Raw genomic sequence first — 17867 nt, 5'->3', positions numbered from 1 at the left:
ATTAATCTTCCCCCAGGTTATAAAAAATAGGGTTGTTTTTTTCTCGCGTAATTAGATTAAGCCAAATTTCATTGCCCGCTTCATTTATTTCTTTGGTCTTTTCGGCCATTATTTGACTTAGTTTCTGGGCATCTATTTCGCCTTCTGCCTGCAGGTCATTCAACAGGTGGACAAAGGCTTCAATTTTGATGGCGCGAAATAAGCGATCCTTTATATGACGATCGTGCTCTTCCAGCAACATATTACGGGATTTGCCGCTACGGGAAACACCAATTAATATGTCAGGCTCAAAATCAGCGAGCTTTCTTTTTCCCTGAGTGAAATTAGCCTCTTTTTCTGCTTCCGTCGGTTGCTGTTCCACAGGCGTGATGTGGTACTTAGCCGGGACGAGATAGTCGGGCAACATTTTTTAATTTCCTTTAATTTCAACAAGGTGGGGAAGATAAAGGCGTGAGATTCGTTGACAATATCATGAGGCAATTTTAAAATCAAAAAAAATGGAGCCAACCCATGAACAGCATCTTTTTTACGGTCATAACATTACTATTACTGACCGCTGGTGTTCTTTTATTGATGCAAGAGTTCAATAAAACGAAAGAGTCGAAAGACACCAGTGAATCCCCACAGCCTGAACTGATGACTAAAGAGGAAGGTGAAGACCATTTCTCTGTTTTGATGAACTCCGTGACGCCGGTTTGGTACTGGCGGGTGAACCATGAATATATCGACTTTTTGCACGCGACAATTAAGCGGATGAAAATGTCGGAAATTAATGACACGCCGGGCCTGTTTGAAGCGCAGCGCCGCTGCAGTGACCTGAATTCAGCGGTCTATAAATATTATGACAATATCAAAAAGCGCTGTCTGAATGGTGAGAAGGTCTCGTATTCCGACCTGGACGTATTAAACCTGCGTCAGTGCTTTCGCGAGTTCAGCCTGGAAGCCTACCCGGAGCTGGTGGTGCTGGTCTGGCCGGAGTATGCGCGCCCTGAGGTGGATCCCAACAACGTCTAATGGTTAGTTGTTGCAAACAGTCAGCGCCGTTGCGATATACTGAGTGCTGGTTTCGTTTGCAGACAGGACTTTATGGAACGCTTCTTTGAAAACGCTATGTACGCCTCGCGCTGGATACTGGCACCCGTCTATTTTGGCCTTTCGCTGGCGCTGATCGCGCTCACGATTAAGTTCTTCCAGGAAATCTTGCATGTTCTGCCGAACATCTTTTCCATTGCCGAAGCAGATTTGATTCTGGTTCTGCTGTCACTGGTGGATATGACGCTGGTGGGGGGCTTACTGGTGATGGTGATGTTCTCTGGCTATGAGAATTTTGTTTCCCAGCTTGATATCGACGCGCGGAAAGAAAAGCTGAGCTGGCTGGGCAAAATGGATGCCACGTCGCTGAAGAATAAAGTGGCCGCCTCGATTGTGGCGATCTCATCCATCCACCTGTTACGCGTGTTCATGGACGCAAAGAATGTCCCGGACAACAAACTGATGTGGTATGTCATTATTCATCTGACGTTTGTGCTTTCGGCGTTTGTGATGGGGTATCTGGATAAGATCAGCAAGAAGTAATTTCCTTCTTAACCACCCTCTCCCTGTGGGAGAGGGCTGGGGTGAGGGCAACAGACCGCACTATTTATCCGACGACGCCTGCCACAAATTCAACTCTCCATCCGCAACATGCTGATCAATGCGTATCAGCTCATCGTCCGTAAAGCGCAGGTTTTTCAGGGCCAGAACGTTCTCTTCCAGCTGTTCCGGGCGGCTCGCGCCAATCAGCACGGACGTTACGCGCTCATCTTTCAGCAGCCAGCTCAGCGCCATCTGCGCCATTGTCTGTCCACGTGCCTGCGCCATCTCATTGAGCAAGCGCAGACTGTTCAGATTGGCGTCGGTCAGCATCTTCTGCGTCAGTCCGCGCACCTTGTTCCCCTCGCGCTGCATCCGTGAACCTTCAGGAATACCGTTGAGGTATTTTCCGGTCAGCAACCCCTGCGCCAGCGGGGTAAACGCAATACAGCCGGTACCGTTTTGCTTTAGCGTCTCCAGCAGGCCGGTTTTATCCACCCAGCGGTTAAGCAGGTTGTACGACGGCTGATGGATGAGCAGTGGTATTTTCCATTCGCGAAGCAGGTCAGCCATTTTCTGCGTGCGCGCCGTTGAATAGGACGAAATTCCGACATACAGCGCTTTACCGCTCTGTACCGCATGGGCCAGCGCGGCGGCGGTCTCTTCCATCGGCGTGTTCTCGTCCACGCGATGGGAATAGAAAATATCCACATATTCCAGACCCATACGCTTCAGGCTCTGGTCGAGGCTGGCGAGCAGATATTTGCGCGAGCCGCCCGAGCCATACGGCCCCGGCCACATGTCGTAACCCGCTTTGGTGGAGATAATCAGCTCGTCGCGATAAGCGGCAAAATCCTCCTGCAGCAGGCGACCAAAGTTCTCTTCCGCGCTACCCGCAGGCGGGCCGTAGTTATTGGCAAGATCGAAATGGGTAATGCCGAGGTCGAAGGCTTTACGCAGCAGCGCACGCTGGGTATCGAGCGGCTGAACGTGGCCGAAGCTGTGCCACAGACCGAGCGACAGCGCAGGCAGGCGCAGGCCGCTTTTTCCGCAGTAGCGGTACTGCATATTTTCATAGCGGCCGGGGTTAGGGTGCCAGGACATGATGTCTCCTTTCTTATCGATGAATTTTCGAAACAACGTTTTCATTCTCTGATTATCAAATCACAAATCCTGTTGTTAAGCGATGTTGCGCCTGAAAGGAGGGTTAAGCGTTAACCAGTGCTGTGGTACCTGTGAAGCCACGCTAATCAAAAATAATCACAAAAGGTTATAATTTCCCCATTTCCTGCCGATAACGAGAGAAGCACTCGCCTCTGGGCGAATTCACCCTCACGGCAAGGAAGATTTATGAATATGCTCCGTAATTTCACGATACGTTTCGTCATGCTGACGATCCTGGGGATTTTTTGTTTAATGTGGGCAGGCGTCGGGTTGTACAGCACCTGGTCCCTGTCCCGTGTTTCTGATGGCAATGAAGTCGATCGCCAACTGGTCAAACAGATGACCATTCTTAGCCAGGGCAACGATCAGTATTTTCGCTTTGTTACCCGTTTGAGCCGCGCGATGGAAGCCAAAGCCGCCGGCGGTACGCCGGATCTGGCCTCCGCCCAACAAGCGCTGGATAACATGGGCAAGAAACTGGCCGAGATGAAGGCGATCTCCCCAGGCCCGATGGATGAGCAAGTCTCTTCCCGGGTGATCAGCGCCTGGCAGGCGTTGCTCGAACAGGGCGTCACGCCGCAAATGCAGCAGGCGAAGCTGGGCGCGCTGGACGGCTATCGCCAGCAGGCCAACAACGTCACGCCACCGCTGAGCCGCGCGTTCGGGTCGGCAGCTGAGGCGTTCAATAACGCTGCCGCGAAAACGCTCGACAGCACTCGCGTGGTGGTGGACGACCTGACCAGCATGACCCGCACGGTGATTATCGCCGCCACCGTAATTGGCCTGCTGATCCTGCTGTTCAGCGACCGTTACCTGGTGGCGATGCTGGTGAAACCGCTGGACAGAATACGTCAGCAGTTCCGCCAGATTGCACAGGGCGATCTCAGCCAGCCCATTGAACCGTTTGGCCGCAACTGTGTGGGACAGCTGGTTCCCTTGCTGAGCGCTATGCAGGACAGCCTGCGTGAAGCGGTCAGCACGATCCGCGCGGGCAGTGAAAATATCTGGCGCGGGGCGACGGAGATCTCCAGCGGTAACAACGATCTCTCCTCCCGTACCGAAGAGCAGGCTGCCGCGCTGGAAGAGACGGCGGCCAGCATGGAGCAACTCACTGCCACGGTGAAGCTGAACGCCGAAAGCGCACGTCAGGCAAGCCAGCTGGCCGATGTGGCATCGACCACGGCCAGCCGCGGTGGCTCGCTGGTGGAGGAGGTGGTGACCACCATGAGCGGTATTTCCGACAGCTCGAAGAAAATTGCTGAAATCACCACCGTGATTAACAGTATCGCCTTCCAGACCAATATCCTGGCGCTCAACGCAGCAGTGGAAGCGGCGCGTGCGGGTGAGCAAGGCCGTGGCTTTGCCGTGGTGGCAGGTGAGGTGCGTAATCTGGCCAGCCGCAGCGCCAACGCGGCGAAAGAGATTGAAGGGCTGATTGCCGATTCCGTTGCTCGCGTCGAGCAGGGGGCTCAACTGGTGAACGACACGGGAACCACGATGGAAGCGATTCTGCGCGATGTGACGGAAGTGACCACCATCATGAAGCAGATTGCGTCAGCCTCTGAGGAACAAAGCAAGGGCATTTCCCAGGTCGGGGTTGCCATTACGCAGATGGACGGTGTGACCCAGCAAAACGCCTCGCTGGTGGAGCAGGTCTCCGCCGCGGCAGCGGCGCTTGAGCGTCAGACTGAAGAGCTTCAGCGTTCGGTGCAGAAATTCCGCCTCACGGCATAACGCGCAAAGGCCGCCTCGTGCGGCCTTTCACGGGATCGCATTCAGGAAGGTGGCAGCACGCTAAGGGCCTGGTTAACCGCCGCCTGCAATCGCGATGGCGGAACGCCATCCCGGGCCTGTACCGACAAACCGTGTAAGAAGATGGCAAAAAAGTCTCCCAGGCTGTCTGCATCGGTGGTGTCCGGCAGTTCACCGTTATGCACAGCCTGACGCAGATGGTCGATGATCTGCTGTGTGCGCTGCAGGCGATGCTGTGCCAGCCAGGTTTTGATCGTCTCATTTTCCGCACTGACGCTGGCTGCGGAGGCGACCACCATGCATCCTTGCGGTAAATCCGGATGACAGTACAGGTGTACGGCATCCATCAGCAGCGTCTGGATTGTCTCCCGCACGTTGCTCCCGGTGGCTAAGGCCCGGTCCGCAAAGCCGCCTTCCTGTTTTTCATAATCGGCAATGGCTTCCCGAAAGAGCTGCTCTTTTGAACCGAACGCCTTATAAATACGCGCCGACGCAATGCCCAGCTCTGCCACCAGATCCGACATTGAGGTGCCTTCATAACCCTGTCGCCAGAACAGGTTGCGCGCTTTGATAAGCGCCTGATCACGATCGAACTGGCGCGGTCTGCCTGCCATTTTGTTGCTCCGGTTGCTCCTGAATTCAGTGAAACAGGATCGCTTAAATCCTCTGGATTACCAACGAATTTATAATTTTCGCTTGCGGTTATCCGGCTTTACTCCTATTGTTTGTCAATCGACAAACAATAGGAGTATACGATGAAAACCCTCAAAGGTCCCTCTCTCCATCTTGCTCAGTTCAGTGATGATGCGGCCCCATTCAATAGTTTGCCTGCGATAGCCCGGTGGGCGGCGGAAACGGGGTTTAGCGCCCTGCAAATCCCGGCATGGGATCGCCGTCTGTTTGACGTGGCGACGGCGGCAGAAAGCCAGACCTACTGCGACGATCTGACCGGCATGCTGGCGGAACATGGCCTGGTGGTGAGTGAACTGACCAGCCATATCTTCGGCCAGCTGATGGCGGTACATCCCGCTTACGACAGCTTATGCGACAGCTTTGCGCCACCGGAAGTACACGGCAATTCGCACGCCCGCGGCGAATGGGCGCGGCAACAGCTGCTGATGGCGGTCAAGGCTTCCGCCCGGCTGGGCCTCAGCGATCTGGGTACCTTCTCTGGCTCGCTGGCGTGGCCCTACCTGTTCCCATTCCCGCAGCGTCCGGAAGGGTTAATTAAAACCGCCTTTGACGAACTGGCCAGACGCTGGATGCCGGTGCTCAACGCCTGTGATGAGCACGGGATTAATCTCTGCTATGAGATCCACCCCAGTGAAGATCTGCACGATGGCGTGTCGTTTGAAATGTTTTATCAGCGGGTAAACGAGCATCCCCGCTGCCGGGTGCTTTTTGACCCCAGCCACATGGTGCTCCAGCAGCTTAACTACCTGGAGTTTATTGATATCTATAAGGACGTGATCACCATGTTCCACGTGAAAGACGCTGAATTTAATCCGACCGGTCGTCAGGGGATTTATGGTGGCTACCAGTCATGGATTGACCGGGCTGGACGCTTTCGCTCACTGGGTGACGGGCAGGTGGATTTCAACGCTATCTTTTCGAAACTGACCCAATACGATTATGCCGGCTGGGCAACGCTTGAATGGGAGTGCTGCCTGAAAAACCCGCTGGATGGTGCCCGAGAAGGGGCTGCATTCATCCGCGACCACATTATCCACATCACCGATAAAGTCTTCGATGATTTCGCCGGTGCGCCGGTTAACCCTCAGCAAATCAACGCCTTACTCGGCATTCGCTAAGCCGCGACATTACAGGGAGTCCCCATGGAACAACAATTCAGTGAGATCCTGCCTGCGGATCTCAGGGCAGAACACGTCTATACGAAAGTAAACGGCCAGCGCATCCACTGCGTCGTGGCGGGAAAAGGTCAACCGGTATTACTGATACCCGGCTGGCCGCAGACCTGGTATACCTGGCGCTATGTCATGCGCGCGCTGGCAGAGGCGGGCTTTAAGGCGATAGCGGTTGATCCTCCGGGCATGGGTGAATCAGACAAACCCCGCGACGGCTATGACACCGGACGTGTCGGTGCCACGCTGCATACGATGATGGCACAACTGGGGCATTCGCATTACCGCATTGTGGGCCACGATATCGGTATGTGGGTTGGCTATGCCATGGCGAGCGATTTTCCTCAGGCGATAGAACGGCTTGTGCTGACAGAAGCGGTTATCCCAGGACTGGCACCGCCACCACCGATTTTTGTCGCACCGGAAGAGAACATCTTTCTCTGGCACTTCATGTTTAATCAACTGGCGGATTTACCTGAAACCCTGACCAGCGGACGTGAATCACAGTATCTCAGCTATATTTTCGACCGCTGGTCGCATCGTCGTGAACGGGTCGCTGCAGAGGTGTATATCACCGCCTATTCGACTCCCGGCGGATTGCGTGCCGGCTTCGACTATTATCGCGCTATCCCGGAAACTATCCGGCAGAACCAGCGCCGTGCGCAAACGCCTTTAACCATGCCGGTGTTAACGGTGGGGGCTGAACACGCCACGCGTGATGCACCGTTGATAACTCTGGAGGGCAATGCCCTCGATCTGCGTGGCGAGACGGTGGCCGACTGCGGGCATTTTATTACCGAAGAGTGTCATGAGGCGTTTATTGAGCTGATCGTGCCGTTTCTGGCTGAGGGCACTCACTATGCCGCTTGATCCGCATATTGCTGATTTTCTGGCTGCGTCATCGGGCGCGCCGCCACCTGCCTCGTTAGCCGAAATGCGAGCCGCGACTGAAGCGGATTTGCTGCGGCTGCAGGGAGAAGCTGAATTACGCGATGACATGCAGGATTACGTAGTCATCGCCGATGATGGTTACGCCATTGCCCTTCGTGTTTATACCCCCGCCGCCTCAAACACAGAAATGGCGCAGCCTGCGATGCTGTTTGCTCACGGCGGTGGCTGGTGCCTGGGCTCGCTGACGCTGTACGATCGGCCCTGTCAGGCACTGGCGAATGCCACCGGTCGGAAAATACTCTCGGTGGATTACCGGCTGGCACCAGAGTATCCCTTCCCGCGACCGTTAGAAGATGTTTATCAGGCGCTCTGCTGGGTCCGCGATCATGCCGCGCTTTTAGGCATTGATGCCAGTCGTCTGGCGGTGGGGGGCGATAGCGCAGGCGGGAACCTTGCTGCAGCGGCAACTCTGCTGGCCCGGGATCGCAGCGGACCTCACATTGAGCATCAGTTGCTGCTGTACCCGGCGTTAAGCCGCGGAATGTCGAGCGAAAGCTACCGTGAATTTGCTGAAGGGTATTATTTAACGCGTGATGCGATGGTGTTTTGCTGGGAAAACTATCTGGGAGAACGTCGACATCCGTATGCCGAGCCGCTGCATATGGTCTCGCTGAGAGGGTTACCTCCAGCAACCATCCTGAGTTGTGAATATGATCCCCTGCGCGATGAGGCGGAGCAATATGCGCTGCGGCTTGAGGAGGCGGGGGTGCCTGTACGCTGTGAACGGTTAGCGGGCATGGTGCACGCCTGTATTCATATGTCAGGGTTAACACCCGCGGCACGTCGGGTGTTTGAACGGGCTTGTATATAGTTCAGAGTAGGGCTCCGTTTTCCAAACGGAGCCCTTTGTCTATACCTCGCGCGTCCATGCCACAATGCAGCATCGGTTAGTTCTGCAAGATTGCCGAGGTAATTCCCATTTTTGTTGTCAAAAATCGTTTCGGGAATATGCTTTCTGAAACAGATCAGCGAGGCGATAAAATGGACACGTTGCTTTTACCCGGTCAGAACCCCCGAGTCTGGGCGGAAACCATGATCAATCTGGAGGCCAGGACACTGGTTAATACGGCCAACACGGTAGCGGCTATGCATCTTCAGGATGGTTTTATCCGCATTCAGTTTGTGGATGAGATAAGGGCATTCATCATGGCCCAGTTTGAGGCCGCTCGCCGGGCAAAAACGGATGATGACTGTATGGCCTGCCTGCAGGCATTGCGTGCAGAGAACACCAGTCTGCTTGAACAGTCCCGTTCCCTCAAAACCGGCTATGCAAAACTCTATGCCGAGGTCAAGGTTGTCCGGGACGAGAACAAAATTGTGGGCTACATCATCTCGGCTGTTGATGTGGTGGTGGCCGGAGCGGCTATCTTTGGCGGGATTGTTATGATGTCCTCCATGACGCCGGTGGGCGTGGTGGCCGGTGCCGTGATTGTTGTTAACGGGCTTAACACTATTTCACGTGAGGCCGCACACAACCTCCTCGGTGATAAGCAAACGGAGGGAATTTTCGCTGACGGTTCGATGGAAGTCGCAGAATTCCTGGGCTTCAGCCGGCAGCAGGGGCTGGGGACCTATAAGGCTGTCACGCTTTTCAGTGAAGTCTACGGCGCGTATGGTCTGAGGCTGAAACCCGAAGCACAACGGCTGTGGTACTGGACCAGGCCCGATTTCGTCAGGAAAGTATCCGACACGCCACGGCCCGCGATGGCGCTTAAAATTGCGGGATGGGGTGTTAAAGCCAAAGTGGCGCTTGATTTACTGACTATCGAGCCTGTCGGGAAATAGTCTTTTGCAGGCGGAATGCTTTCCAGCCCAGAACTGGTGGAAAGGTCACCCAGGCAATGATCAGGACAACAAGGGAACTCATGCCCCCGGAAAGAATGTGTGTCTGGCTGCCGGTGATAAGGGTGACCAGCATAACCAGAACCAGCGCGACCGTGACCCATACCGAAACCCGGAAGCGCCGTGAGAGCGCATCGATGAGATGCTGCATTGTACCGCCGGCTGCTGCGAGTCGGCCCTGTAAATTGTCTACTTCGCTTTTGCTGAAACCTGCCTCAAGCAGGTCTTTCTCACTGATAGCCATCACGTCCTCCCTAATCAGGCGAAAGTATACTGTATCAGACCAATAATCCCCAGGTGGCCAGCGTAAGCAAAATAAAAGAAATTACGGAGCATGAACGATGACAACTTTCCGGAGAAAGTTCCGTACATGAGGAGACCGCAAGCAGGGGGCTACCCGTCACGATCGCGGCAATACTTCCCGTTTCTCAAACGGAACCGAGAGAAGAAAAAAAACCAGCGTAATAGCTGGGTTTCTTTATCATATCGGTTTGAAATGCAGAACTACGGCATTTATCAGTGCGTCGCTTCACCAATTGCCGTGCCGGCTACCGCACCGGCGGCGGTTTTGTCCATCGCCATGCCTGAGGTAGAAAAAAGGAGGATGCTGATCACCAGCGCTGTATTGATTGCTTTCATAACAAATCCTTTGTGACTGCTGTCGGTTGAAACGTCGCTTCTCGCCGTCTGGCTGGAGAAAAACGTCCGCATAGTGCCAGTAATACCGGCCCACCCCTTAAGCTAATCACGCCCTGGCCAAGGATTTGCCTGGCCGGGCGGTTACCCGCCCGGCAGTGCATCACGCCTGACGCTTATCTTCGGTTTTGGTCTCGAAGTCGCTCGCCGCGTGGCGTTCGTGGAGTTGCTCGTTAAGCTCACCGTTGGTGCGGTTCACAATCCGTCCGCGTTTCACGGCAGGGCGGTTCGCCACGTCTTTCGCCCAGCGCTGCACGTTGGTGTACTTCTCTGCGTCCAGGAACTCGGCGGCGTTGTAGACGCTGCCCAGCGCCACGCAGCCAAACCACGGCCAGACCGCCATATCGGCGATGGTGTATTCTTCACCCGCCACGTAGCGGCCACGGGCGAGCTGTTTATCCAGCACGTCGAACAGGCGTTTGGCTTCCATCGTGAAGCGGTCAATCGCGTACTCAATCTTCACCGGCGCATAGTTGTAGAAATGGCCGAAACCGCCACCGAGGAATGGGGCCGCGCCCTGCAGCCAGAACAGCCAGTTCAGGGTTTCCGTGCGGCCAGCCGGATCTTTTGGCAGGAAATGCCCGAACTTCTCTGCCAGATAGAGCAGGATGTTGCCGGATTCAAATACGCGCGTTGGCGGGGTGGTGGAGTGGTCACGAAGCGCCGGTATTTTCGAGTTCGGGTTCACCTCAACAAAGCCACTGGAGAACTGATCGCCTTCACCGATGCGGATCAGCCACGCGTCGTACTCCGCGCCCGTTACGCCCAGCGCCAGCAGCTCTTCGAGCATGATCGTCACTTTCTGGCCGTTCGGTGTACCCAGGGAGTATAGCTGCAGCGGGTGCGAACCGACGGGCAGTTCTTTTTCATGCGTGGCACCAGAAACAGGACGGTTGATGTTGGCGAACGCCCCGCCGCCGTTCTTTTTCCATTCCCACACTTTGGGTGGCTGATAGGTATTTTCGTCTGACATGTTGGCCTGCCTTTTTTGTGATGTGTTGAGGCAGTGTAGCAGGAGATGAATAGACCGTTTAACGAACTGAGCGCAAAGGTCAGGGGAGGTGTATGATAACCCTACCTCTGTCAGGTTAATTACAACGTGCAGACGACGACAACCCTTCAAAAAATTGCCGCCTGCCTGTTTTAGGTTGGATACATGCGTAAAGGAAAGTTAAGCAGTGATGCGCCATTCGGGACGTTGTTAGGCTATGCGCCCGGTGGCGTGGCGATTTACTCTTCAAATTACGGCAGTCTGGACCCGCGTAAGTACCCGCAAGACGCGGATTTTCGCAGCTATATCGGCAACGAATACATGGGCCACAAGTGGCAGTGTGTGGAGTTCGCCCGCCGTTTTCTGTTCCTCAACTATGGCTTCGTGTTTACCGACGTCGGGATGGCGTGGGAGATCTTCTCCCTGCGTTTTTTGCGCCAGGTGGTGAACGATAATATTCTGCCGTTACAGGCTTTTGCCAACGGCTCGAAACGCGCGCCGCAGGCCGGGGCGCTGCTCATCTGGCAAAAGGGCGGCGAGTTCCATGAAACCGGCCATGTCGCGGTAATCACCCAGCTTTTGGAGGGCAAGGTCCGCATTGCCGAGCAGAATGTAATTCACTCTCCGCTCCCGCTCGGACAGCAGTGGACCCGTGAGCTGCGCATGACCGTTGAGAACGGCTGTTACACGCTTCATGACACCTTCAGCGATACCGAAATCCTTGGCTGGATGATCCAGACGGACGACATGGAGCACAGCATTCCCCAGCCCGAACCTGACGGCGAACTGCTGAAAATCAGCGGTGCGCGGTTGAAGAATAAACGTCAATACGACGGAAAATGGCTCAACGAAAATGACGCCCTGCAGCAGGCCTACATCCGCGCCAACGGCCACGTTATTAATCACGATCCCTGCCACTATTTCACGATTACCGAAAGCGCCGAACAGGAGTTGATTAAAGCGACCAATGAACTGCATCTGATGTATCTGCACGCCACCGACAAAGTGCTGAAAGATGACAACTTACTGGCGCTTTTCGACATCCCCAAAATCCTCTGGCCGCGCCTGCGTCTCTCCTGGCAGTGGCGTCGGCACCATATGATCACCGGTCGTATGGATTTCTGTATGGATGAGCGCGGCATTAAGGTTTACGAGTACAACGCTGATTCCGCCTCCTGCCACACCGAGGGCGGCTTAATTCTGGAAGAGTGGGTTAAACACGGCTATCGCGGCAATGGGCACAACCCGGCAGAAGGTTTGCTGGAGGAACTGACCGGGGCGTGGAAACACAGCCATGCGCGTCCGTTCGTGCACATCATGCAGGACAACGATGTCGAAGAGGACTACCACGCGCTCTTCATTCAGCGCTCGCTGCTGCAGGCCGGGTTTGACACCAAAATTCTGCACGGTCTCGGCGCGCTGAGCTGGGATGCCGCCGGGCAGTTGATTGACGACGAAGGTCGCCACGTCAACTGCGTGTGGAAAACCTGGGCGTGGGAAACGGCAATCGAGCAGATCCGGGAGGTCAGCGAAACCGAGTACGCTGCCGTGCCGATCCGCACCGGTCACCCGGAAGGCGAAGTACGGCTGATTGACGTGCTGCTGCGCCCGGAAGTGCTGGTCTTCGAACCGCTGTGGACGGTGATCCCAGGCAATAAGGCGATCCTGCCGGTGCTGTGGCAGCTGTTCCCGAACCACCGCTACCTGCTTGATACCGATTTTGAGGTTAACGACCTGCTGAAGCAGACCGGTTATGCCGTCAAACCGATCGCCGGACGTTGCGGCAGTAATATCGATCTGATCAGCGCCCAGGATGAACTGCTGGATAAATCCAGCGGCAAGTTTGTCGATCGCAAGAATATCTACCAGCAGCTGTGGTGTTTGCCGAAGGTGGATGGCAAATATATCCAGGTCTGTACCTTTACCGTGGGCGGGAATTACGGCGGCACCTGTCTGCGTGGGGATCAAACGCTGGTGGTGAAAAAAGAGAGCGATATTGAACCGCTGATTGTGGTCAAGGATAAGTAACCAGGCAGTAACCGAGCCTTCGCAAGGATCGCTTGCGGAGGCTTTTCTTTGTCTTTCTCCACCCTCAGGTTCCTCCCTCAAATCCTGCCTCAAGGAGGAAGATTTCTGGCTGCGGCCAGGCCAGGCTGATGATGACCCTCAACCTGATGGACAGCATATGAACACTTTCACCCATGCCCGCCAGCAAGCCCAGCTCTCTTTTATTGCCTCAGCAGAGAATATTGTTGTCGGTGACAGCCGCCATTGCCCGATGGCCCCTGAGAAATTAATGCAGCTTTCGTCTTCCGATCCCTGCGTCGTTGATTGCTTTGATGGCGGCCTTACCGCTCAGGTCCTGCATCTGTGTATTGAGGGCAGACACTACACTCTCAAGCAGAAACGACACGAGGCGCTGGTGCGAAATACCGATGGCCAGACCTCGTTCCTCAATGAAGTACAGAGACGGGCTGATTTCACCCGGCTCAAAAACGATCCGTTGTGGGCGGGACGATTCGATCACATCGTACCGACGATTTATGCCAACTTTCGCCAGGGGATTATTCTCTCGCCCTGGCTGCCGGGCCACTCGCCAGAAAAGGTCGATGAAGATCTGTTTGAACAGGTTTTATCAACGCTAATGGCATGCGAAGAGGCCGGTCTTATGGAGTGGGATTTGTGTCCCGGCAATCTTCTTATGGATAACGGACATCTCTGGTTATTCGATTTCGGGTATATGTATCCTTTCCAGCCTCTGCAGAGCTACAACAGCAATGGCCTGCAGGATCCCCTCTTTCACGCCTGCGAGCGTTTTGAAACCCGCTTTTTCTTCGGAAGGCTGCTCGAAGAAAATCAGCCTGAAGCCGTGCAACTGTCGCAGTATCATGCCCTGAAAACAGTGGCCCTGAAGCATTATCGCCATAAAAGAGAAAAACTGGCGTCGCAAGGCGCGGATGCGGCGGTGCTCGTCTGGCTGGATGCGATTATTACCCGCTGGCAACAGGCACTGCGTGATAATCAAAGCCTGCAGCGCGGTTTCACCCTTGAGGCGTTTCGCTCACACGTTCTGGATGTCGAGGATGATTTACATGGGCAAAGCTGTACGCCACTGACCCTGAAAAGGATTGAGTACATTACTCAGTCGATCCAGGCGTGTTACGAGGTGCTTAACGAAGGCGGCGCGCTTTTTTACGATAATAAAGGTAAAAGTCAGAGAGCATTACTGGCGCAATATCAACGCAAACGTCAGCTCGCCTGTGACGCTATGCAGCCACAGTATAAGCGCTGAGAGTGACCCGCAGAAACAGCATCCGCAGGGAGAACCTGCGGATGTCTGAGCCTTATTCCTCGTCCTGCTGACTGATTTTCAAATCAATTATGCGTCCAATCTGGTCATGATAGACCGTCAGTAAATTGTACTGACTCATCTCTGAGATGATTTGCGGCGTCACGTTAAAGCTGCGGGCCAGCTCGTCGTGCTTAAGCGATGCTGCGCGGCGATGTCGTCTCGCATGCGCGCGGCGGCGATTATATTGATACCACAGAATCAGCAACCAGCCGTTGAGCGCGGCAATCAGCAAATAGATCAGCACCGTCTTAAAGGAGGCAATAATTACTCCCCAGCGGTAGTCGCTCTCGTTGGTTATCTGCATCCACAGGTTGGCATAGAGGAAAAACAGAAATCCACCCCAGGCCAGCAGGGTTAACGCTGCATCAAAAAGCCGGGGCACCAGCCGATGTTCAGTCAGGATTAACGTATTCTCGTTCATTGAATGCTCCCTTTTCCTCTGTCCGGACTGATCCAGCGCGCGCGTGAGCGCTGGCGTTTAAGCATGACCTTCGGGAAGGCGACGAGGGTGGTGAACAGGCCGATCATCCAGTACACCATCGGAAACCAGATGATCCAGAAGAGCGAACTCGCCACGTTGCGTTCATAACGTCGCTCAATGTACAAACTGACGAGGAACTGCAGCACACACATGATCCCCAACAGGAGTCCGGTGAATTCCGGCGGGAACAGGCTTGTGACGGTCAGGTTTGCCGGAAGCGGCGTGAGGGTGCTGATGATAAATAACAGCACCGTCACCGCATACGCGAACGCCCACAGCGTTGACAGGGCGTACTCTAAAAACAGCGGCCACATGCGATGATGTTCCCAGCGCACGATCTTGCGAAGATTGACCAGAAACACCTCCGCGCCGCCCTGGGCCCAGCGCAGGCGCTGTTTCCACAGCCCTTTTAACGTCTCCGGCATCAGGATCCAGCACAGCGCGCGCGGCTCGAAAAAGATATCCCAGTGGCGAAGCTGAAGCTTCCAGCTGATGTCGATATCTTCGGTGATCATATCCGGGCTCCAGTAGCCCACGTCCGCCAGCGCCTGACGGCGAAAGGCCGCAATGACGCCTGAGACGGTAAAGACCCGGCCATAGATCCGCTGCGTGCGTTTGATGAGCCCAATGATGGAGGAGAATTCGCCCACCTGAATGCGGCCAATTAACGTGGAGCGCGTACGAATACGCGGGTTCCCGGTCACGGCGCCCACGTGGGGATAGTGGAGCAGCGGGGCAACCAGATAAGCGGCGGTATCGCGATCGAGCAGGGCATCGCCATCAATACAGACCAGAAGATCCCCCCGGGCCGCCGCTGCGCCCGCTTTCAGCGCCACGGCTTTCCCCTGATTCTCCGCCAGATGGATGACGCGCAGACGCGGCTGCTCCTGCGCCAGCTGTTGCAGCACCTGCGCGGTGTTATCTGACGAACCATCGTTGATGGCGATAACCTCAATATTCGGGTAACGCTGGGCCAGCGCGGCACCGATCGTCTCCCGGGCGTTTCGCTCCTCATTGAAACAGGGAATGAGAATCGAAATTAACGGATCACCCTCTAACGTCGGGGCAGGCGTTTTTCTGTTCCATGACCAGTGTCGTTCAAGCTGAAACCAGAAATAGAGCCCCCCGGTGATCCAGAACACGGACATGAACAGGGGCCAGAAGAAGACAAAATCCAGAATCAGTTCGCCGGTAAAGAGGGCGGCCACGCCTAATGGCAACCCGAATACCAGGCATAAAATTGAGAAGGCAATAAGGCGATCAGTCATTGTCAGGATACCAGTACGAAGAGAATTCAGGCCTGATACGGGACATATCAGGTTGGTTATGGATGAAATCGTCGGGGTAGTAACCGTAATGTTTGCTGCCGTTAAGCTGGAGCACGCGCATCCACTCCACCAGACGACTGTCGGGTACGGCGCGTTGCGGTGTCTGCGCCCAGTCACGGGCCTGCAGCTCAAAAATAGTTTTATTCAGCGCGCCGGGGCGTTCGGCGACGGTCTTAACCAGACGCGTTAGCCAGGCGTTGCTCTCGTCAGCCGGGACGGACTCCATCAGCGGCATGGCCATTGGCACCGTCCAGTCATACTCCGCCAGGAAGTCATCAAGATTTTGCGCAAACCACGCTTCGCTCGCCGGGTCGAGGATTGGCAGGGCGAACATATTGCGCGCGGTTTTTATCTGCGGGCCACGGATGTGCTTCACCGCCAGGCTCAGGGCGTGGGTAAACCCGATCAGCGTCTGGCTTTTCTGACGCGTCGTCTGCTGCCCGGCGTCGTCCACGTCCGTGAGCACCGCATCGTCATGGAACAAAATGCCGTTGAAGCTGGCATAGCGGGCCAGGTCTTCATAGATTTCGGTCACCTGCTGGCGAACCTGTGGGTCCCACGGCGAAAGTCGGGTATAGGGCTCGGTGGCGACGCGCACCTGGCCCGTTTGACGATCCCGGCGCTGCACGCGCGGCAGGGCAGGGGAGAGATCGAACGAGAGAACCGGCATCCACGCGTAGACTTTTACGCCCGCGCGGGTTTGCAGTTGCCAGGCGACAAAGTTGAAGAGATCGGCACGCACGGGCAGCTGGCGGTTGGGGAAATAGAGCGCCTTAATCGTGCCGTTGCCGAGGGGATCAGAAAACGCCTGCAGGAAAACATGGCTGATTTTCATGTCATAGACCCGCTGGATCAGCATGTTGATATTTTTGGTCTGCTGAGCCGGATCGGGATCATAAACGTAGTCCAGATCCACGTGCATGACGCGCACAGGATCGGTCTCCTGGATCTGCGCGATGCTGCTGGCAAAAGATTTGAGCGAAGGGTTCCCGGAGATCAACAGGCGCGGGATGTTGTCTAGGTGACGCACGTCTGCCAGCCCGTCCTCAAGGGTAAAGGCCAGCTGATAACCCTGCTGTCTGGCAATGGCGAGCGACGTGCCGTTGGCAGCGCCATAAGGCCACACCCAGGCGCGCGGCGCTTTGCCCGTCACCTGCGCGATTTTTTCGGTGACTTTCCGTACGTCATCGCCGATGCGCTGGCTGAACTGCTGGTCAGTTTCGTAGCGCCCTGTCGCGTTATCGTAAAAGCGGCTGGCAATGGCCGGTTCGCGGCTTCCCTGCGGATTGGCCGGTATGCCGTAATGTGAGGCCCAGGTATGTGAACCAATCTCAATCAGCGGGGACTGGCTTAACTCGCGCACCATGTCCCACGTCGCGAAGCGATCGCGGGGGGTCATCAGACCGCCAAAATTCACTTTTTGCTGTGCTGGCGTATCCACCCAACTGCCGACCGGAGCCCACAGCGCCGGCACATTCCAGGCCTGGAGCAGCGGCCAGACGCGGGTGTAAAAGCTGCTGTATCCGTCGTCAAAACTGAGCAGAAAGGCTTTCGGCGGCAGCGTTTTTTTACCGTCATGGGCATCCAGAATATCCTGCACGCTGATGGCGTTATACCCGTTATGCACAAGCCAGCTTATCTGCTCGTTTAAAGCGCTGGTCCGTACGGAGAGGTAGCGCTGATCGGCGGCATCATCTTCCACATCGTGGTAGGCCAGCACGAGAAACTGATTCTTTGGCCAGGGTTTACTGGCTTCCGGCTGAGGTCTCTCGTGGGGCGAAACAAACGAAAGGGCCTGTGCGCAGACGCTCGCGCTGAGGCATAACCAGCCGATGATGAGCAGGCCCACACGAAAACGAATGTTCAACATATTCAT

Annotated in this window: 17 protein-coding genes and 1 pseudogene; 9 read left to right on the top strand and 9 right to left on the bottom strand. The window is 55.4% G+C overall.

The genetic code is table 11. From position 1 onward, the window contains the following. Nucleotide 1: 1 nt before the first annotated feature. Complete coding sequence (locus tag ACTJJI_RS14370; protein ID WP_013098709.1) at nucleotides 2-406, bottom strand: hypothetical protein; 405 nt, start codon at nucleotides 404-406, stop codon at nucleotides 2-4. Nucleotides 407-510: 104 nt separating this feature from the next. On the opposite strand from ACTJJI_RS14370, the gene ACTJJI_RS14365 reads away from it, so the two are divergent. Further along, on the top strand, nucleotides 511-1014 hold the full coding sequence (locus ACTJJI_RS14365; protein ID WP_014833265.1) for an ESA_00282 family adhesion-associated protein: 504 nt from the start codon (nucleotides 511-513) through the stop codon (nucleotides 1012-1014). Nucleotides 1015-1086: 72 nt separating this feature from the next. Next, a complete protein-coding gene (locus tag ACTJJI_RS14360) occupies nucleotides 1087-1575 on the top strand; it encodes a TIGR00645 family protein (RefSeq protein ID WP_013098707.1) in 489 nt (162 codons plus the stop codon). A gap of 60 nt (nucleotides 1576-1635) precedes the next feature. Here the strand turns inward: ACTJJI_RS14360 and ACTJJI_RS14355 are convergent, their stop codons facing one another. Next, nucleotides 1636-2676 carry an aldo/keto reductase gene (locus ACTJJI_RS14355; RefSeq protein ID WP_046888641.1) on the bottom strand — a complete coding sequence of 347 codons (1041 nt, stop codon included), beginning with the start codon at nucleotides 2674-2676 and terminating at the stop codon, nucleotides 1636-1638. 246 nt (nucleotides 2677-2922) lie between these two features. Here ACTJJI_RS14355 and ACTJJI_RS14350 point away from each other — a divergent pair, with 246 nt between their 5' ends. Then, nucleotides 2923-4470: a methyl-accepting chemotaxis protein gene (locus ACTJJI_RS14350; RefSeq protein WP_440654560.1), complete on the top strand. Its 1548-nt coding sequence runs from the start codon at nucleotides 2923-2925 to the stop codon at nucleotides 4468-4470. A gap of 41 nt (nucleotides 4471-4511) precedes the next feature. Here ACTJJI_RS14350 and ACTJJI_RS14345 read toward each other — a convergent pair whose 3' ends face one another. Then, nucleotides 4512-5102 carry a TetR/AcrR family transcriptional regulator gene (locus ACTJJI_RS14345; protein ID WP_014833262.1) on the bottom strand — a complete coding sequence of 197 codons (591 nt, stop codon included), beginning with the start codon at nucleotides 5100-5102 and terminating at the stop codon, nucleotides 4512-4514. 141 nt (nucleotides 5103-5243) lie between these two features. Here ACTJJI_RS14345 and ACTJJI_RS14340 point away from each other — a divergent pair, with 141 nt between their 5' ends. From ACTJJI_RS14340 to ACTJJI_RS14325, 4 genes are all read left to right on the top strand, one after another. Next, nucleotides 5244-6299, top strand: a complete 1056-nt coding sequence (locus ACTJJI_RS14340; protein ID WP_063411970.1) for a sugar phosphate isomerase/epimerase family protein — start codon at nucleotides 5244-5246, stop codon at nucleotides 6297-6299. Between the two features lie 24 nt (nucleotides 6300-6323). Next, nucleotides 6324-7220 (top strand): alpha/beta fold hydrolase, encoded by an 897-nt coding sequence (locus ACTJJI_RS14335; protein ID WP_248041688.1) that lies wholly within the window; start codon nucleotides 6324-6326, stop codon nucleotides 7218-7220. Continuing rightward, nucleotides 7210-8112: an alpha/beta hydrolase gene (locus ACTJJI_RS14330; RefSeq protein WP_440654557.1), complete on the top strand. Its 903-nt coding sequence runs from the start codon at nucleotides 7210-7212 to the stop codon at nucleotides 8110-8112. Before ACTJJI_RS14335 ends, ACTJJI_RS14330 begins: the two co-directional genes overlap by 11 nt. A gap of 170 nt (nucleotides 8113-8282) precedes the next feature. Beyond that, on the top strand, nucleotides 8283-9086 hold the full coding sequence (locus ACTJJI_RS14325) for a DUF4225 domain-containing protein (protein WP_043951696.1): 804 nt from the start codon (nucleotides 8283-8285) through the stop codon (nucleotides 9084-9086). On the opposite strand, the gene ACTJJI_RS14320 is transcribed toward ACTJJI_RS14325, so the two are convergent. The 3 genes and pseudogenes from ACTJJI_RS14320 to yghU all read right to left on the bottom strand — a co-directional run bounded on the left by ACTJJI_RS14320 (nucleotide 9064) and on the right by yghU (nucleotide 10812). After that, nucleotides 9064-9387 (bottom strand): hypothetical protein, encoded by a 324-nt coding sequence (locus tag ACTJJI_RS14320; RefSeq protein WP_046888636.1) that lies wholly within the window; start codon nucleotides 9385-9387, stop codon nucleotides 9064-9066. The genes ACTJJI_RS14325 and ACTJJI_RS14320 overlap by 23 nt on opposite strands. 278 nt (nucleotides 9388-9665) lie before the next feature. Then, a pseudogene (locus ACTJJI_RS14315) lies at nucleotides 9666-9782 on the bottom strand (glycine zipper family protein); the annotation flags it as partial. A gap of 160 nt (nucleotides 9783-9942) precedes the next feature. Further along, nucleotides 9943-10812 carry a glutathione-dependent disulfide-bond oxidoreductase gene (gene yghU, locus ACTJJI_RS14310; protein ID WP_014833255.1) on the bottom strand — a complete coding sequence of 290 codons (870 nt, stop codon included), beginning with the start codon at nucleotides 10810-10812 and terminating at the stop codon, nucleotides 9943-9945. A 183-nt stretch (nucleotides 10813-10995) separates the two neighbouring features. Here yghU and gss point away from each other — a divergent pair, with 183 nt between their 5' ends. Further along, a complete protein-coding gene (gene gss / locus ACTJJI_RS14305; RefSeq protein WP_083020660.1) occupies nucleotides 10996-12858 on the top strand; it encodes a bifunctional glutathionylspermidine amidase/synthase in 1863 nt (620 codons plus the stop codon). Nucleotides 12859-13015: 157 nt separating this feature from the next. Beyond that, nucleotides 13016-14122: a phosphotransferase gene (locus ACTJJI_RS14300; RefSeq protein ID WP_192544628.1), complete on the top strand. Its 1107-nt coding sequence runs from the start codon at nucleotides 13016-13018 to the stop codon at nucleotides 14120-14122. 52 nt (nucleotides 14123-14174) lie between these two features. On the opposite strand, the gene pgaD is transcribed toward ACTJJI_RS14300, so the two are convergent. Genes pgaD through pgaB form a run of 3 tightly spaced genes read right to left on the bottom strand, consistent with a single transcriptional unit; the run spans nucleotide 14175 to nucleotide 17861 of the window. Then, complete coding sequence (gene pgaD, locus ACTJJI_RS14295; protein ID WP_014833252.1) at nucleotides 14175-14603, bottom strand: poly-beta-1,6-N-acetyl-D-glucosamine biosynthesis protein PgaD; 429 nt, start codon at nucleotides 14601-14603, stop codon at nucleotides 14175-14177. Next, a complete protein-coding gene (gene pgaC / locus ACTJJI_RS14290) occupies nucleotides 14600-15931 on the bottom strand; it encodes a poly-beta-1,6-N-acetyl-D-glucosamine synthase (RefSeq protein ID WP_440654553.1) in 1332 nt (443 codons plus the stop codon). The genes pgaD and pgaC overlap by 4 nt, the downstream gene beginning before the upstream one ends. After that, the gene (pgaB, locus tag ACTJJI_RS14285) at nucleotides 15924-17861 is read right to left on the bottom strand and encodes a poly-beta-1,6-N-acetyl-D-glucosamine N-deacetylase PgaB (protein WP_014833250.1); all 1938 of its coding nucleotides are present in this window, start codon (nucleotides 17859-17861) and stop codon (nucleotides 15924-15926) included. Before pgaB ends, pgaC begins: the two co-directional genes overlap by 8 nt. Nucleotides 17862-17867 lie beyond the last annotated feature (6 nt).

It is taken from the genome of Enterobacter sp. 22466, from assembly GCF_052044775.1.
In the GTDB taxonomy this organism is placed as follows: Bacteria; Pseudomonadota; Gammaproteobacteria; order Enterobacterales; family Enterobacteriaceae; genus Enterobacter; species Enterobacter dissolvens.
The sequence above is the reverse complement of the archived record's forward strand: the minus strand, read 5'-3'. Positions and strand labels throughout refer to the sequence as shown.

What these genes read in the sequence shown, in the direction of transcription:
- ACTJJI_RS14370 (WP_013098709.1), bottom strand. Translation starts at nt 406, where the DNA reads ATGTTGCCCGACTATCTCGTCCCGGCTAAGTACCACATCACGCCTGTG.
- ACTJJI_RS14365 (WP_014833265.1), top strand. Translation starts at nt 511, where the DNA reads ATGAACAGCATCTTTTTTACGGTCATAACATTACTATTACTGACCGCT.
- ACTJJI_RS14360 (WP_013098707.1), top strand. Translation starts at nt 1,087, where the DNA reads ATGGAACGCTTCTTTGAAAACGCTATGTACGCCTCGCGCTGGATACTG.
- ACTJJI_RS14355 (WP_046888641.1), bottom strand. Translation starts at nt 2,676, where the DNA reads ATGTCCTGGCACCCTAACCCCGGCCGCTATGAAAATATGCAGTACCGC.
- ACTJJI_RS14350 (WP_440654560.1), top strand. Translation starts at nt 2,923, where the DNA reads ATGAATATGCTCCGTAATTTCACGATACGTTTCGTCATGCTGACGATC.
- ACTJJI_RS14345 (WP_014833262.1), bottom strand. Translation starts at nt 5,102, where the DNA reads ATGGCAGGCAGACCGCGCCAGTTCGATCGTGATCAGGCGCTTATCAAA.
- ACTJJI_RS14340 (WP_063411970.1), top strand. Translation starts at nt 5,244, where the DNA reads ATGAAAACCCTCAAAGGTCCCTCTCTCCATCTTGCTCAGTTCAGTGAT.
- ACTJJI_RS14335 (WP_248041688.1), top strand. Translation starts at nt 6,324, where the DNA reads ATGGAACAACAATTCAGTGAGATCCTGCCTGCGGATCTCAGGGCAGAA.
- ACTJJI_RS14330 (WP_440654557.1), top strand. Translation starts at nt 7,210, where the DNA reads ATGCCGCTTGATCCGCATATTGCTGATTTTCTGGCTGCGTCATCGGGC.
- ACTJJI_RS14325 (WP_043951696.1), top strand. Translation starts at nt 8,283, where the DNA reads ATGGACACGTTGCTTTTACCCGGTCAGAACCCCCGAGTCTGGGCGGAA.
- ACTJJI_RS14320 (WP_046888636.1), bottom strand. Translation starts at nt 9,387, where the DNA reads ATGGCTATCAGTGAGAAAGACCTGCTTGAGGCAGGTTTCAGCAAAAGC.
- yghU (WP_014833255.1), bottom strand. Translation starts at nt 10,812, where the DNA reads ATGTCAGACGAAAATACCTATCAGCCACCCAAAGTGTGGGAATGGAAA.
- gss (WP_083020660.1), top strand. Translation starts at nt 10,996, where the DNA reads ATGCGTAAAGGAAAGTTAAGCAGTGATGCGCCATTCGGGACGTTGTTA.
- ACTJJI_RS14300 (WP_192544628.1), top strand. Translation starts at nt 13,016, where the DNA reads ATGAACACTTTCACCCATGCCCGCCAGCAAGCCCAGCTCTCTTTTATT.
- pgaD (WP_014833252.1), bottom strand. Translation starts at nt 14,603, where the DNA reads ATGAACGAGAATACGTTAATCCTGACTGAACATCGGCTGGTGCCCCGG.
- pgaC (WP_440654553.1), bottom strand. Translation starts at nt 15,931, where the DNA reads ATGACTGATCGCCTTATTGCCTTCTCAATTTTATGCCTGGTATTCGGG.
- pgaB (WP_014833250.1), bottom strand. Translation starts at nt 17,861, where the DNA reads ATGTTGAACATTCGTTTTCGTGTGGGCCTGCTCATCATCGGCTGGTTA.